Raw genomic sequence first — 14,189 nt, 5'->3', positions numbered from 1 at the left:
CGGAGGACTCTAATACTCCTAAGCCTGTTCCGTGATGCCAGGATTGCGTGACACGGACGATGCGACCTTTGTTAGTGCCATGTCCCGGATCAACACGGCGACCCGGAACCCCGGTCTTTGCGCTGAGCTTCGTCGGCGCCTTCCTCACCTTGGCGGCAGCGGCAGCATATTCGTGGGCAAACGGGCCTGCCAGCGCTGCTCCCGTCTCGATTTCCCTTACCTGTTACACCGCTACGCCGGTCATTACCGTGGGCGTGAATATCCCCTCAATAACAGACTTGGCCGCGCCGCCGCTTCGGAACATGCCGCAGCCGGCAGGAAACTCTTCGAACACCGGTGGACCCGTTGTAACATTTACCGCACGTGGCTGTCGGCGGCAGGCTTGGCGGCTCTCTGCATTGCGTGGTCTGCGCTTTGAGAACCCTTTAGACCCGGCATCGTCATTTGCGACCAAGAACCAGCCCGATTTATTCGTTTGCAAGCAAAGAACCCTGTCCCGCCGCGAGGCGAAACAGGGTTCTTTGCTTGCAAAGGGACGCAGCCCCTAGGAATTGGCCTTTTGGTAGGCTTCCTGGATTTCAGCCTGAATTCTGCCGCGGCTGTTGACCGTGTAGCCGTTATCACGCGCCCACTGACGGATCTGGGCGGAATCATTGCCGCGACCCGTCACAGCAGCCTTGGTGCGGGAAGTACGACCCGCCGATGTTTTACGGGCGGCGCCAATAAAGCGCTCCAGGCTCGAACGGAGTTCGGCTGCATTTGCGGCCGACAGATCGATTTCGTAGCTGGCCCCGTCAAGGCCAAACCGGACATTCTCGTCCGCGGATCCCCCATCCAGATCATCTACGAGGATGATGTTTACTTTCTGTGCCATTTAAAGACTTCCTCTTTGAGGTTCGGGTTTGCAGAAAAGCAGGATGTTTCTACAAAAAGTATGAACCTCTTTATGCCACTACGTCAAAGTGACAAATCACCGCTGTGGATAATCACAGAAAGTAGCGCCGGTTTATCTATCCGCCCGGGTATCCGGCCCGTTCAATGGCTTATCGGTACTCGCGTCGGCCTCGGCCTGGGCACGCGCTTCCGCCTGCCGCTCGGATTTGTCGGCATTAAAGATCGATTTCATGGCGAACCAGAAGATCAGGCCCACCACTAATGAGGGCAGCAGTACAGCTACATATTCCATAATCAGTGCCCTTCGGGCTTCAGGAGCGGGAACAGGATGGTTTCACGGATTCCGGCTCCGGTGAACAGCATGACCAGGCGGTCGATTCCCAGCCCGATTCCGCCCATGGGAGGGGCGCCGTATTCGAGGGCGCGGAGGAAGTCCTCATCCAGCTGCATGGCCTCGTCATCACCCGCAGCCGCGTGCCGTGACTGCTCGGTGAGCCGCTCGCGCTGGATGACAGGATCAATGAGTTCGGAGAAGGCAGTGCCGCGTTCCATACCGCCGATAATGAGGTCCCAGGCCTCGATCAGCCGGCCGTCTTCCCGGTGCGGCCGCGCCAGCGGCTGGGCAGACGGCGGGTAATCGTAAACAAAGGTGGGGTTCAACAGCGTGGGTTCCACGATTTCGCCGAAGAGTTCCACGGCCAATTTCTCGGCGTCCCATTTCGGGTCCACCTTGACCTCGTGCTTCGCCGCAATCTCACGCAGCACCTCAACGGGCGTCTCCGGAGTAACTTCCTGGCCAACGACGTCGGAAAGCCCCGGGTAGACCGAAACCCAGGCCCAGTCGCCGTCGAGGTTAATCTCCCCGGCTTCGGTCTGGAGGGTGCGGCCGGCACCCACGGCGTCAGCGGCGTCGAGGATGATTTCCTTGATGCGGTCAGCCATGACGAACTGGTCCGCCCAGGCTTCGTAGCACTCAAGGGTGGTGAATTCGGGGCTGTGCGTGGAGTCCACGCCCTCGTTCCGGAAGACGCGGCCCATGTCGTAGACACGGTCGATCCCGCCCACCACAGCACGCTTGAGGTACAGCTCGGTGGCGATGCGCAGGGTCATCTTCTGGTCGAACGCGTTCATATGCGTCTCAAACGGGCGTGCCAGGGCGCCGCCGTGAACCAGCTGCAGGATGGGGGTTTCCACCTCCACGTAGTTGCGGCGGTGGAGGCTCTCGCGGATGGACCGGGTGATCGACGCGCGGGTGTAGACCATTTCGCGGGCTTCGTCGCGCACCATCAGGTCCACATACCGCTGCCGGACACGGGTTTCCTCGTTCAGTTCCGCGTGCAGCACCGGCAGCGGGCGCAGAGCCTTGGAGGCCATGGACCAGGACTCCGCCATCACGGACAGCTCACCGCGGCGGGAGGAAATCACCTCGCCCTTGATGAACACGTGGTCACCCAGATCCACCAGGGCCTTCCAGTCCGCGAGCGCTTCCTCGCCCACATTGACAAGGCTGAGCATGGCCTGAAGCCGGGTGCCCTTGCCGTCAACACCGCCCTCCTGCAGGGTGGCGAAGCAAAGCTTGCCGGTGTTGCGCACAAACACAACGCGGCCGGTGACACCCACGACATCGCCGGTGGCGTCGTCCGCTTCGAGGTGCGCGTACTTTTCGCGGATCTCGGTCAGGGAGTGTGTGCGCTCAACACCCACCGGGTACGCCTCGATGCCGCGCTCGATCAGCTTGCCGCGCTTCTCCATGCGGATGCGCATCTGCTCGCTGGCATCGAGGGGCTCTGGGGCGTTTTTGGGGGTGGGGGTGTTTTGGGAAGTCACAATCCCCAAGTTTACCGGGAGTTCAGCCGGCCGGGGTCCGGCGGGTGCACGGGCATAGACTCGGGCTGTGGAGTCCTGGAAACTAGAAACGGCGGACGGCGGACGCCTGGATGTGCATTCGTTCCTCACCCCTGCGGAACAGGACCCGACGACGGCGGGACCTCCCGGCGTCGTAATCGTCCACGGCACGTTGGTCACCGACGCCCTCTACCGCCCCTTTGCGCGGAAACTTAGCCTCCTGCTGGGCCGCCCCGTGCACTGCTACAACCGGCGCGGCCGGGCGGGCTCCTCGCCGCAGCCGGATGACTACTCGGCGGAAACCGAAGTCAGCGACCTCGCTGCGGTCATGGACAAGACCGGCTCTACGGACGTGGTGGCGCACAGCTACGGCGGCTTCGTGGCGCTGCAGGCGGCAAGGACCCTGCCGATCGGCAGGCTGGTGACCTATGACGCGGCGGTCTCGCTGTCCGGAAACCTCAGCCACCGGTGGCGGCCTGAGCTTGAGGACGCCGTCATCGCAGGCCAGTTGAACCATGCCTGGGCCCATCTGGTCCAGGGCCTGGGTACCGCCGGGCCCCTGTCGTACCTGCCGCTGGGCGCGCTGCGGATGCTGAGCATCCTGTCCGCCAGGACAAACCTCGGGACGGAGATGCGCCAGTTGCTGCCTACAGCAGTGAAGGAAATGCGCGCCGTGCTCGACGCCGACGCCGATCTGGACGATTTCACGGCACTCACCACCCCCATCCTGATGCTCAGTGGTGGCTGGAGCCCGGCGTACTTCGCGGAGACCGGCCGCCGGTTGGCGTCCGCTGTGCCGTCCATCGAGTTCCGCGTGGTCCCCGGGCAGCTGCATGAGGGGCCTATCCGGCCCGGCAAGGGACTGGCCGTGCGGGTTGCCCGGTTCATCAATGCCAGCGACGGCCAGATCCAGAAGCTGGGCCGGCGCCGGTAGCAGGCCGGAACTCAGCTTGGGCTCAGCCGGGGTTCAGCCGGGGCGCAGCACCGTCCGCCTAGGATGGTAACCGTGAAAGAGCAGGAAGTCCCCACGCACGACGGCGGCAGGCTGGCTTTGTACAGCTACGGCACCGAGGATGCGCCGGGAGAACACCGGGTGGTGGTGATCGGCGGGGCCTTCCTGACTGCACTGATTTACCGGCCGTTCTCGATGGAGTTAGCCAAGGGATTGGGCGAGGGGTGGGCCGTGGACGTCTACGACCGGCGGGGAAGGGGCAAGTCCACGGAGCAGCCGGCCGATTACTCCATGGCCACGGAAATCGCGGACGTCCGCACCATCATGGAAGCAACTGGCGCCCGCAACCTGCTCGGCCACAGCCTGGGCGGATCGGTGGCCTTGAACGCCGTCCAGGAGTTCGCGGGAACGCCGCACGAGCCTGACAAGCTGGCGGTTTATGACGCAGCCGTGAACATCGACGGCAGCATCGATACCTCCTGGCTGGACGACTTTGAAGCTGCGGTCAACGCTGGCAAGTTGGGGCATGCCATGGCCCGCCTGAAGATGGGCATGGAGCCGGGCACCGCATTGTCAAAGGTCCCCGAACCTGTCCTGGCCGGCCTCATGGCATTGGTGTCCCGTACGAAGGTCAACAAAATGGCGCGGGAGCTGATGCCCTCGGGCGTGGGTGAGCTGCGGGCCGCCTACAACGAGGCGGAGCATGCCCGGGACTTCGCCGTGCTGCCCGCCAACACACACTTCATGGTGGGAGGCAAGAGCCCGCGTTACTACAAGGTCACCGCCCAGCGCCTTCACGCCGCGGTCCCCGGGAGCACCTTCGAGCTGTCCCCCAAAGGCTTCCACGGCTCCATCCCGGCTGCGGTGAAGGAACTGGTCACCGACATCGCCGAGTACTTCAAGGGCTAAGGCATTCCGCAGGTTGCTCGGCTAGGCTCGGATCATGACGCGCGAGAACATCAAGACCCCCGACGGCGGCACCCTGGAGCTCTTCACCACGGGTACGGAACTGGCTTCCGCCGGCTCCGGCGTGGTTGTGGTTCCGGCTTCCATGGTGACCGCAGCCGACTACACCCGGTTTGCCCAGAAACTCAGCGCCGCCCTTGGCCGGCCGGTGCACACCTTTAACCGCCGCGGCCGGGGTTCTTCGTCGCCGCAGGCTCTGGACTACACCCTGGATGCGGACATCCGGGACCTGGACGCCGTTATGAAACACACGTCCAGCACTGACGTGTTCGGCCACAGCTTCGGCGGCGCGCTAGCCCTGCACGCCGCCCGGACCCTTCCCGTGGAGCGCCTGGCCGTCTATGATCCTGCCGTGTCCGTGAACCACAGTGTCACGGCCGACTGGACACCCGAGTACGAGCGCGCAACCGCCGCCGGCGACGACGACCGCGCCCTGGCCGTCCTCACCAAGGGACTGGAAACCGGCGGCGCCTTCTCCCGGATGCCGCTCTCCATGCTCACCATCGCCAACAAGCTCACGGCAGGGACACACCTCGGGAAGCAGATGCGCGACATGATGCGCACGGGCGTCCGGGAAATTAAGGCCATCATCGCCGCGGACATGCCAGCCGAGCCCTTCCTGGCGCTGCCCTTGGAGACCCTCATTGTGGTGGGCGAAAAGAGCCCGGCCTACTTCGGTGTGGCGTGCGGCCAGATCCACGACGTCCTGTCCGGTTCCAGCTACACCATCCTGCCGGGATTCGGCCACGACGGCGTGATCAAGGCGCCGGACAAGCTCATCACCGAACTCAGCGAGTTCTTCGCGGGCTGACCCCAAGTAGGTAGCAGCACATGTCGTTTCGAGCGCTCATAGGGACATGTGCTGCTACCTAGTTGGGTTAGTGGGCAGCGTGACCGGGCGCGACACCTTCTGTTTTGCGCATCATCGCGGAAAGCACGACGGCGGCAAGGGCTATGACAGTTGCCGTCAGGAAGGCGGCACTCATGCCCGCCACCAGCCCGGACGACGCCGACACCACCGCAAAGATGGACACCAGCAGCGCCGTGCCGGCGGCACCGGCAACCTGCTGCGAGGTGCTCATGATGGCGGAGCCGTGGGAGTAGAGGTGCGGTGGCAGCGGGTTCAGGCCGGTAGTGAAAGCGGGCGTGAACAGCAGCGCCAGGCCGAAACTCAGGAGGACGTGCAGGGTGATGATCCACCACACCGGAGTGCCGGCGTCGAGCATGGAGAACTGCCACAAGGTCACCACCATCAGGACCGAGCCCGTCACGGTAAGCGGCAGCGGGCCCACCCTGTCGAACAGCCGCCCGATGAACGGGCCCAGCAGGCCCATCGCCAGTCCGCCCGGCAGCAGCGCGAGGCCGGTCTCCAGGGAACCGAGGCCGCGGATTTCCTGCAGGTAGAGCGGCAGCAGAATCACGGCGCCGAACAGCGCCATCATGGCCACCACCATCAGCAGCACGGACACCGTGAACATACGGAAGTTAAACGCGCGCAGATCCAGCAGCGGAGCATCCGCCTTCTGCAACCTGAGCTGACGGAGCACAAAAACAGCCAGGCTGGCCACGCCGATAACCAGCGCGGCGATGGCGGCTGTGCCCGGTCCGCTTTGGCCGCCGTGGCCGCCGCCGATTTGGCTCAGGCCATACACCAAGCCGCCGAACGCGGGAACTGTGAGAAGTACCGAGAGGAAGTCAAGCTTCGTCTTCTCGGTTTCACCCACATTCGTCAGGTACTTCGCACCGATGGCCAAGGCGGCCAGTGCCACCGGCAGGACGAAGACAAACATAAAGCGCCACGTGAAGTGCTCCAGGATCAGCCCGGAGACGGTGGGCCCCATGGCCGGCGCCACGGAGATCGCGATGCTGACGTTGCCCATCACGGCACCGCGCCGGCCCAGCGGGACCAGCGTGAGGATGGTGGTCATCAACAGTGGCAGCATGATGGCCGTGCCGCTGGCTTGGATGATGCGCGCCAGGAGCAGGATCTCAAAGCCGGGCGCCACGGCAGCCAGCGCGGTGCCGGCGGCGAACAGGCCCATGGCCAGCATAAAAACGGCACGGGTGGACAGGCTTTGGAGGATGAACCCCGTGGTGGGGATGACCACCGCCATGGTGAGCATAAAGCCGGTGGAGAGCCACTGCACCGTAGGCGCATCCACGCCGAGGTCGACCATCAGCCGCTGCAGGGCAACGTTCATGATGGTTTCGTTGAGGATCACCACGAAGGTCGCCACAAGCAGGGTGGCGATGATGGTCACCGACTCCCGGGACAGTTTCTCCGGTGCGGAGGACTTCGACGCCGGCGCCTGGCCGGTTCGGCCGGATTTGCCCGGCTGGCCCGGCGGGCCGGAGGCGTTCGGAGAGACTTCTGTAGACATGGGTATTCCCTCAGGGAGTAAGAATGAAGTGGCGCGCGAGCATCGTCGCTGCAGATTCAAACACTTTACTCGCCGCAGTCATTCCTGCGCACCGGTTTTTTCTTAACTGCGCGTAGGCTGTTTCGCGTGGACACCCGGAAACTGAAGTATTTCCTGGCCGTTGTTGACCATGACGGATTCAACCGGGCTGCGGAGCACCTGCTGATCGCCCAGCCGTCGTTGTCCCAGACCATCGCCAGCCTGGAAAAGGAGTTAGGCGTCCCGCTCTTTCACCGCATCGGCCGCAGGGCTGTGCTCAGCGAGGCGGGCAAGGAGCTGGTGGGCCCGGCCCGCCTGGTCATGCGGGATCTGGACGCCGCACAGTCAGCCGTTCAGGCCCTGCGGGGCGTCCGCAGTGGAAAGCTCGACATCGTCACCATGCCGTCCCCCGGCATCGAACCGCTGACGTCGATGATCGCCGGCTTTACCCGGGTCCACCCGGCCGTCCGGCTCAACGTCAGCGCTGCGTTCACCCCGGAAGAAGTCATCGAATCGGTCCGCGGCGGAAGCACGGAAATCGGGTTGGCCGGATCCTCCACGCCCATCAGGGTACCGGGCGTCAACGTCCTCGATCTCGAGCGCCAGCCACTCATCCTGATCGTTAATCCCCAGGCGGACACCTTCGGCCCGGGGCCGGCCATCCAGCGCGAAGACCTCGGCGGCCACCGCCTGATCGCCAGCCAGCGCGGTTCATTGATGCGCTGGCTGGTAGACGATGCCCTGGCGCGCGGCGTCAAGGTAGAAATCGTCGTCGAGGTGGCGCACCGGACCTCCATCCTGCCCCTGGTGCTGGCCGGCGTCGGGCACGCTGTGATGCCCTCGTCCTGGGCGCCCACCGCCCGTAAAGCCGGGCTCCGTACGCTGCTGATCGAACCGATGTCCCACCTCGATGTGGCCATCCTGAGTCGGATAGATGGCCTGACGCCGGCAGCGCAGGCCTTCCTGAAAGTGGCGGCTGAGCACGTCGACTAGATTCCCCATCGACTGCTCCAACACGGCCCTTTTGAGTGCTCATAAGGGCCGTGTTGGAGCAATCGATGGATTCATAGGTAGGTAAAACCTATCTAGCGGATCGGATCTTGGTCTTGGACGCTGCCTGCCCACCGACCGTCTACTTGAAGAGGAAGAACAGTGTGGCCCGGATTACAGGCTCACTGCTAACAAACTCAACGAGGAGGTAGGCACATGAGCGCCACCCAGAAATTCAGCATCGCATCCATCCCCGCGGACGGCGTGGGCAAGGAAGTCGTTTCCGCCGGGCGCCGCGTCCTTGAAGCCCTTGCGGAGAACTCCAACGGCAAGTTCGCCTTCGACTGGACCGAGTTCCCCTGGGGCTGCGGCTACTACGAGAAGACCGGCCAGATGATGGACCCGAAGGGCCTGGAAGCGCTCAAGGATTTCGACGCCATCTACTTCGGCGCCGTCGGCTGGGAAAACGTCCCGGACCACATCAGCCTCTGGGGCCTGCGCCTGAACATCACGCAGAACTTCGACCAGTGGGCCAACATCCGCCCCGTGAATTTCCTGCCCGGCATCCAGTCCCCGCTGCGGAAGGCAGACAACACCGAGCTTGACTGGGTTGTTGTCCGCGAGAACAGCGAAGGCGAATACGCCGGCCTGGGCGGCCGCAACCTCAGCGGCCGCGGCCCCGGCAACGAAGTGGCCCTGCAGACCGCGCTGTTCACCGAGAAGGGCTGCGAGCGCATCATGCGCTTCGCCTTCGACATCGCCCGGACCCGCACGGTCAAGAAGGTTTCGTCGGTCACCAAGTCCAACGCCCAGCAGTACGGCATGGTCCTTTGGGACGAAGTCTTCAACCGCGTGGCACTGGATTACCCGGACGTGCAGACCGAAAGCGTCCTGGTGGATGCCATGAGCGCCAAGTTCATCCTCAAGCCCGAAGAGCTCTCCGTGGTGGTCGCATCCAACCTGAACGCAGACATCCTCTCCGACCTCGGCTCCGCACTCGCCGGCAGCCTGGGCCTCGCCGCCAGCGCCAACCTGAACCCGGAACGCCGCTTCCCGTCTATGTTCGAACCCGTCCACGGCTCCGCGCCGGACATCGCCGGCCAGGGCATCAGCAACCCGATCGGCGCCATCGCCAGCGCCGCCCTGATGCTGGACCACTTCGGCCTGCACGAGGAGGCGCGCCGGGTGGAGGCTGCCATCGAGGCGGCCACCGGCTCCGGCCACCTGACCCGCGACGTCGGCGGCGACGCCAGGACGGACGACGTCACCGAGGCCATCATCAAGGCACTCACGCTCACACCCGCCGCGGTGTAACGTCCGGCTTCCGGACGCGCCCCTGAACGGAACGTACGACGGCGGCCAGCTCGCCGCCGTCGTTCGCGGAAGTCCCTCCAAGTTTCGCTCCAGCGATATTCCACAATGAGGTAGGAATCATGGATTACAGCACCACCACGGGCCCGGCTGCAGCAGCTCCGGCCCCCAAAACACGTTGGTACCGGCAGCTATATTTCTGGGTACTGACAGCCATTGTCGTCGGCATCCTGGTCGGCTGGCTCGCGCCGACCGCCGGCATCGCCATGGAACCGATCGGCACCACCTTCGTGAGCTCGATGAAGATGCTCATCGGCCCCATCGTATTCCTGACCATCGTGGGCGGCATCGCCAGCGTCGCCGACCTGAAAAAGGTCGGCATGACCGGCCTGAAAGCCCTGACCTATTTCCAGGTGGGCACCATCTTCGCCCTGATCTTCGGCCTGGTGGCCATCAACATCTTCCGCCTGGGCGAGGGCCTGAATGTGGACGCCAGCACGATTAAGACGTCGGATTCCGCGGCCAAGCTGATCGACGCCGGCCAGCACCAGGAGTGGTGGCAGTTCCTCACCCATATCATCCCCAACAGCATTGTGGGCCCTTTCGTTGAGGGCGACATCCTCCAGATCATCTTCATCGCCGTCGTCTTCGGCATCGCCCTGAACGCCCTAGGCAAGGTGGGCGCACCCGTCCTGGACGGCGTCCAGCGACTCACCGGCGTGATGTTCAAGGTCCTGGGCTTCATCATGAAGGCAGCCCCGCTCGGCGCCTTCGGCGCCATGGCCTTTGCCGTCGGCAAGTACGGCGTCTCCTCGCTCACCAGCATGGGCGGGCTGATCGCCCTGTTCTACGTCACCTCGATCCTCTTTGTTGTGGTGGTCCTCGGTTCGGTGATGGCCTTCCTGAAGCTGAACATCTTCACCATGATCCGCCACCTCAAAGAGGAATACATGCTTATCCTGGGCACCTCCACAGCGGAACCCGCCCTGCCTGGCCTGATGCGCAAGCTGGAGCATGCCGGCGTCAAAAAAGAGACAGTGGGCCTGGTGGTGCCCACGGGCTACAGCTTCAACCTCGACGGCGCCGCGATCTACCTCTCCCTCGCTGCCCTCTACATCGCACAGGCCACCAACACCCACCTGAGCATCGGCCAGCAGCTGGGCCTGCTCGCCGTTATGCTGCTGACCTCCAAGGGCGCGGCCGGAGTGGCAGGCGGCGGCTTCATCGCCCTGACCGCTACCCTGACAACGCTCGGCACCATCCCTGCCGCCGGAATCATGCTCATCTTCGGCATCGACAAGTTCATGTCCGAATGCCGGGCCCTGGTGAACTTCACCGGCAACGCCGTGGCCACCCTCTTCGTCGCCTGGTGGGACCGCACCCTGGACGCCGACCGGGCCCGCCGGGTCTTCGCCGGAGAACACGTAGAGCCTATGCCCGCCGAAGACCCCATCCATGTGGACGAGGAGGCGGACCTCGACGAGGACCTCACTGAATACGGCCACCACGCGCCCAAGCACGCGGTGGCGGAAGGTCCGGCACCCGCGGCACACACCGCCGTCGAGCCTTCCACAACCAATGACCGCCGTCCTGCCTACTCGGAATCCGTCTGACATGAACAACACCACCGCCCCGAAAAACGTCCGGACCCTCATCGCACCCGATAAGTTCAAAGGCAGCCTCACGGCCGGCGAGGTGGCGGAAGCCCTGGCCGCGGGACTCCGGTCGGCAACCGGCGCCGGGACGGTCCACTGCGAGCTCCTTCCGCTCGCGGACGGAGGTGACGGCAGTGTGGACGCCGCCGTCGCCTCCGGCTTCGGACGCCGGAGCCCCACCGTGGCCGGACCCACGGGTCAGCCGGTCCAGGCGAGCATAGCGTTCGACGGCGTCACGGCAGTTGTGGAGGTGGCCAACACCTGCGGCCTGGAACTCCTGCCCGGCGGACGGCTCGAAGCCATGGCAGCGTCCAGCCGCGGCTTCGGCGAAGCAGTCCTGTTTGCCCTCAGCCTCAACCCGGCCACCATAGTGCTGGCGCTCGGCGGCAGTGCCAGCACCGACGGCGGCATGGGGATGCTGACGGCGCTCGGATTTACCTTTCGGGACGCGGACGGACGGCAGCTGAACGGTTCCGGCAGTGCGCTGGCCCGGATCCACTCCATCCACCGGGCAGCACTCCCTGAACTGGCCGGCACCGAGCTGATCATCGCCAGCGATGTGCACAACCCGCTCCTCGGACCCCAGGGCGCACCGGCCGTTTTTGGCCCCCAAAAAGGGGCGGGACCAGCCGAAATCCGGGCCCTCGAGGAAGGCCTCACGCATCTTGTGGCCCGGCTGACCGAGGCTGGTTTCACAGATGCCGGGTTCCCAGTCGCCCAGTTCACAGAAGCCGGGTTCCCGGACGCCGAGTTCACAGAAGCCGGGTTCCCGGACGCCGCGGCGCTGGCGCGGCATGAGGGCGCAGGCAGCGCGGGCGGAATTGGCTTCGCCTGCCTGCTGCTCGGGGCGCGGCAGGTCTCGGGGGCCGACTTCTTCCTGGACCTGCTGGACTTCAACAGCCGCAAGGACGGGTGCGACGTGGTAATCACCGGCGAGGGAAGCATCGACGAACAGACTCTGGCGGGAAAGCTGCCGGCCGCCGTCGCGCGCCGTTCCGGCGCCCGGCCAATCATCGCTGTCGCGGGGCGCTCACTGCTCCCGCGCGAGCGTTGGTCCGACTTGGCGCTCACCAGCGTTTACACGCTCACCGAGTATACGGATCTGGACTCTTCCAAGGATCCCGAACTGTCCGCGGCGCTGCTCAGGCGGATCGGCCGGGATATCGGCGCCAGCCTGCTTTAGCTGCCGGCCCACGGCTGACAGTTAAAGCAGACTGGTCAGCCGGCCCGGCCATGGTTAAACGGCCGGGCAGACGACGGCGCTAGGCGGTCTGGCCGGCGTGCTGGCCTTCCGAGATTTCCTCCACAAGCTTGCTGTTGAAGGCAGGGAGGTCATCCGGGTTACGGCTGGTCACCAGGCCCTGGTCCACCACCACTTCCTCGTCACTCCAGTTCGCGCCAGCGTTTTTCAGGTCGGTCTGGAGCGTATGGTACGACGTTACGTTGCGGCCGCGGATCACACCGGCATCGATCAGGAGCCACGGTCCATGGCAGATCGAAGCGACCGGCTTGTGCTGCTCGAAGAAGCTGCGGGTGAAGTTCTGCGCGTCCTTGTCCACCCGGAGATGATCGGCGTTCACTACGCCGCCCGGGAGCACCAAKGCGTCAAAGTCCGACGCGTCGGCCTCTGCCACCACCAGGTCGACGTTGAAGGTATCGCCCTTGTCCGTCCCGTTGTAGCCCTGCAGGCGTCCGCTGCCCGGAGCTACCAACGTCGGTTCGCCGCCCGCGTCCCTGACTGCCTGCCAGGGGCTGGTGAGCTCGATCTGCTCCACGCCGTCCGTCAGCAGGAAGGCGACCTTCTTGCCCGTGATTTTGTGTCCGGTGTTGTTGTGTTCTGACATTGTTCCTCCTTCGCCGAAGCGCGCCGGAAGTGTTTCCACATCGGGATTACTGCTTCGAGAGTTGTGTGCCTGACAGCATCCAGCCTAGGCAAGCACCAAGTGATCAGCAAGCTGAGTATTCGTGGACGACAGCCGCTCAACAGAATCGCGCCGTGTTTCCGGGAGATCGCTGCTGACGCGTGGGCTTCAGCTGCTGTGGTGCTGGATCAACCAGCCGGCCATCTGCTGGGCCCGCCTGGCCGCCTGCGTATCGCCTTCAGAGGCAGAGACGATGGAGCCCTTCATCAGGATGTGCCACGACCGGGCGAAATCCTCCGGCCGGTCCAGACCTGCCTGCTCCGTGAGGGCCTGCACATGGCCCCTGATCCTGGCGAGGTAATCGATGCTGGCCAGGCCCAGCGGATGTGAAGGGCCCATCTCCAGCAGGATGTTAATGAACGAGCAGGCTTCGAAATCATCCCGGCGGAACCATTCGCCAAAGACATCGAAGATGGCCAGCAGCTGTTCCGTAGGCTTGGTGGCACGAAGCTTGGCCTGGCCAACGATGGCGTCCACAGTCCAGAGCTGGTCCCGTAATTCCAGGAACGCCAAAACCAGTGCGTCCTTGGACGGGAAGTGCCGGTAGAACGTTGCCTTGGCCACGCCGGAGCGTTCGATCAGTTCGTTGACCCCGACATCCCGCACTCCGCGTCGGGAGAAGAGTTCGTAGCCCACGGCGAGGATTCGTTCCCGGGAATCGGCGGGACGAATCGCGGCCGCCGCAATACTTTCCGCCGGCTGCAGTGCGGCTTCTCCATCGGAAATCATCGTGATATTTACTTTACTCCTAGGTGCAGACAGACCGTTCTTACTCCATGTAATGTTTTTTCAGACACAAGTGCGTTGACGCCGAGGGGAGCCCTTCCAAGGCCCGTCGGCCTGGTGCAAGGAGGCCCCAATGTCAGCAGAGCGAACGTTCGAGTTTATCCCATGCAACGACCCGGACCCGTGGATTGAAACCACGGCGGCGTCGGCCGAGGTGCGGCAATTCGCCCGCGAGTCCCTTCGGTGGCAGGCGCAGGAAATCATCGATGAAGTGCTCAGCGGAACGGATCCGGGTGAGGAACTGGCGAGGGCCAGGCTTCGCCGCTGCGTGGCACAAAACCCGGGCAGGCCGGAGCGTGCACTCCTTCAGCAGTTGATGGTCAACCGGGACGCCCCGGGTGAATCAGCTTTGTAGGGCGGCGCGCGTCCGCCCTGCGCGCAAATCGTCTCCGCACGGTGTGCGGCTCACAGGGTCAGGCTACGGCCCACAATGCTCCTGGCGGTTGCCTGGCAGCTCTGGCTGTTGGCT

General features: G+C 64.3%; 14 protein-coding genes. 8 read left to right on the top strand and 6 right to left on the bottom strand.

The genetic code is table 11. The annotated features are described in order from the left end of the window. Positions 1 to 544: 544 nt before the first annotated feature. The 3 genes from AC1DIM_RS13165 to lysS form a co-directional block, all read right to left on the bottom strand. Complete coding sequence (locus tag AC1DIM_RS13165; protein WP_477710933.1) at positions 545 to 874, bottom strand: histone-like nucleoid-structuring protein Lsr2; 330 nt, start codon at positions 872 to 874, stop codon at positions 545 to 547. 132 nt (positions 875 to 1,006) lie between these two features. After that, the gene (locus tag AC1DIM_RS13160) at positions 1,007 to 1,186 is read right to left on the bottom strand and encodes a hypothetical protein (protein ID WP_477710932.1); all 180 of its coding nucleotides are present in this window, start codon (positions 1,184 to 1,186) and stop codon (positions 1,007 to 1,009) included. Between the two features lie 2 nt (positions 1,187 to 1,188). Continuing rightward, the gene (lysS, locus tag AC1DIM_RS13155) at positions 1,189 to 2,721 is read right to left on the bottom strand and encodes a lysine--tRNA ligase (RefSeq protein WP_477710931.1); all 1,533 of its coding nucleotides are present in this window, start codon (positions 2,719 to 2,721) and stop codon (positions 1,189 to 1,191) included. Between the two features lie 67 nt (positions 2,722 to 2,788). On the opposite strand from lysS, the gene AC1DIM_RS13150 reads away from it, so the two are divergent. The 3 genes from AC1DIM_RS13150 (at position 2,789) to AC1DIM_RS13140 (ending at position 5,468) form a co-directional block, all read left to right on the top strand. Next, positions 2,789 to 3,673, top strand: a complete 885-nt coding sequence (locus AC1DIM_RS13150; protein ID WP_477710930.1) for an alpha/beta fold hydrolase — start codon at positions 2,789 to 2,791, stop codon at positions 3,671 to 3,673. A gap of 63 nt (positions 3,674 to 3,736) precedes the next feature. Further along, positions 3,737 to 4,600 (top strand): alpha/beta hydrolase, encoded by an 864-nt coding sequence (locus tag AC1DIM_RS13145; protein WP_477710929.1) that lies wholly within the window; start codon positions 3,737 to 3,739, stop codon positions 4,598 to 4,600. Between the two features lie 34 nt (positions 4,601 to 4,634). Continuing rightward, the gene (locus AC1DIM_RS13140; RefSeq protein WP_477710928.1) at positions 4,635 to 5,468 is read left to right on the top strand and encodes an alpha/beta fold hydrolase; all 834 of its coding nucleotides are present in this window, start codon (positions 4,635 to 4,637) and stop codon (positions 5,466 to 5,468) included. A gap of 67 nt (positions 5,469 to 5,535) precedes the next feature. On the opposite strand, the gene AC1DIM_RS13135 is transcribed toward AC1DIM_RS13140, so the two are convergent. Continuing rightward, positions 5,536 to 7,038, bottom strand: a complete 1,503-nt coding sequence (locus AC1DIM_RS13135; RefSeq protein ID WP_477710927.1) for a DHA2 family efflux MFS transporter permease subunit — start codon at positions 7,036 to 7,038, stop codon at positions 5,536 to 5,538. Between the two features lie 126 nt (positions 7,039 to 7,164). Between AC1DIM_RS13135 and AC1DIM_RS13130 the strand changes: the two genes are divergently transcribed. From AC1DIM_RS13130 to AC1DIM_RS13115, 4 genes are all read left to right on the top strand, one after another. Beyond that, complete coding sequence (locus tag AC1DIM_RS13130) at positions 7,165 to 8,049, top strand: LysR family transcriptional regulator (protein ID WP_477710926.1); 885 nt, start codon at positions 7,165 to 7,167, stop codon at positions 8,047 to 8,049. A 213-nt stretch (positions 8,050 to 8,262) separates the two neighbouring features. Next, on the top strand, positions 8,263 to 9,360 hold the full coding sequence (locus tag AC1DIM_RS13125) for a tartrate dehydrogenase (RefSeq protein WP_477710925.1): 1,098 nt from the start codon (positions 8,263 to 8,265) through the stop codon (positions 9,358 to 9,360). Positions 9,361 to 9,479: 119 nt separating this feature from the next. Further along, positions 9,480 to 10,970, top strand: coding sequence for a C4-dicarboxylate transporter DctA (dctA, locus tag AC1DIM_RS13120; RefSeq protein ID WP_477710924.1), 1,491 nt, complete (start codon positions 9,480 to 9,482; stop codon positions 10,968 to 10,970). Between the two features lies 1 nt (position 10,971). Beyond that, a complete protein-coding gene (locus AC1DIM_RS13115; protein ID WP_477710923.1) occupies positions 10,972 to 12,195 on the top strand; it encodes a glycerate kinase in 1,224 nt (407 codons plus the stop codon). Positions 12,196 to 12,274: 79 nt separating this feature from the next. Here the strand turns inward: AC1DIM_RS13115 and AC1DIM_RS13110 are convergent, their stop codons facing one another. Further along, entirely contained in the window at positions 12,275 to 12,856 is a 582-nt protein-coding gene (locus tag AC1DIM_RS13110; RefSeq protein ID WP_477710922.1) for a type 1 glutamine amidotransferase domain-containing protein, read from the bottom strand. 186 nt (positions 12,857 to 13,042) lie between these two features. Further along, positions 13,043 to 13,663, bottom strand: a complete 621-nt coding sequence (locus AC1DIM_RS13105) for a TetR/AcrR family transcriptional regulator (RefSeq protein WP_477710921.1) — start codon at positions 13,661 to 13,663, stop codon at positions 13,043 to 13,045. A 130-nt stretch (positions 13,664 to 13,793) separates the two neighbouring features. Here AC1DIM_RS13105 and AC1DIM_RS13100 point away from each other — a divergent pair, with 130 nt between their 5' ends. Further along, positions 13,794 to 14,075, top strand: coding sequence for a hypothetical protein (locus AC1DIM_RS13100; protein ID WP_477710920.1), 282 nt, complete (start codon positions 13,794 to 13,796; stop codon positions 14,073 to 14,075). The last annotated feature ends 114 nt before the right edge of the window (positions 14,076 to 14,189 follow it).

This window comes from Pseudarthrobacter sp. 01T43, from assembly GCF_056398665.1.
Note: the sequence above shows the minus strand (reverse complement) of the source record. Positions and strands in the feature narration are given on the sequence as shown.

Coding starts and splice junctions, on each gene's coding strand:
- AC1DIM_RS13135 (WP_477710927.1), bottom strand. CDS start 7,038: ATGTCTACAGAAGTCTCTCCGAACGCCTCCGGCCCGCCGGGCCAGCCG.
- dctA (WP_477710924.1), top strand. CDS start 9,480: ATGGATTACAGCACCACCACGGGCCCGGCTGCAGCAGCTCCGGCCCCC.
- AC1DIM_RS13165 (WP_477710933.1), bottom strand. CDS start 874: ATGGCACAGAAAGTAAACATCATCCTCGTAGATGATCTGGATGGGGGA.
- AC1DIM_RS13125 (WP_477710925.1), top strand. CDS start 8,263: ATGAGCGCCACCCAGAAATTCAGCATCGCATCCATCCCCGCGGACGGC.
- AC1DIM_RS13145 (WP_477710929.1), top strand. CDS start 3,737: ATGGTAACCGTGAAAGAGCAGGAAGTCCCCACGCACGACGGCGGCAGG.
- AC1DIM_RS13140 (WP_477710928.1), top strand. CDS start 4,635: ATGACGCGCGAGAACATCAAGACCCCCGACGGCGGCACCCTGGAGCTC.
- AC1DIM_RS13100 (WP_477710920.1), top strand. CDS start 13,794: ATGTCAGCAGAGCGAACGTTCGAGTTTATCCCATGCAACGACCCGGAC.
- AC1DIM_RS13105 (WP_477710921.1), bottom strand. CDS start 13,663: ATGATTTCCGATGGAGAAGCCGCACTGCAGCCGGCGGAAAGTATTGCG.
- AC1DIM_RS13115 (WP_477710923.1), top strand. CDS start 10,972: ATGAACAACACCACCGCCCCGAAAAACGTCCGGACCCTCATCGCACCC.
- AC1DIM_RS13160 (WP_477710932.1), bottom strand. CDS start 1,186: ATGGAATATGTAGCTGTACTGCTGCCCTCATTAGTGGTGGGCCTGATC.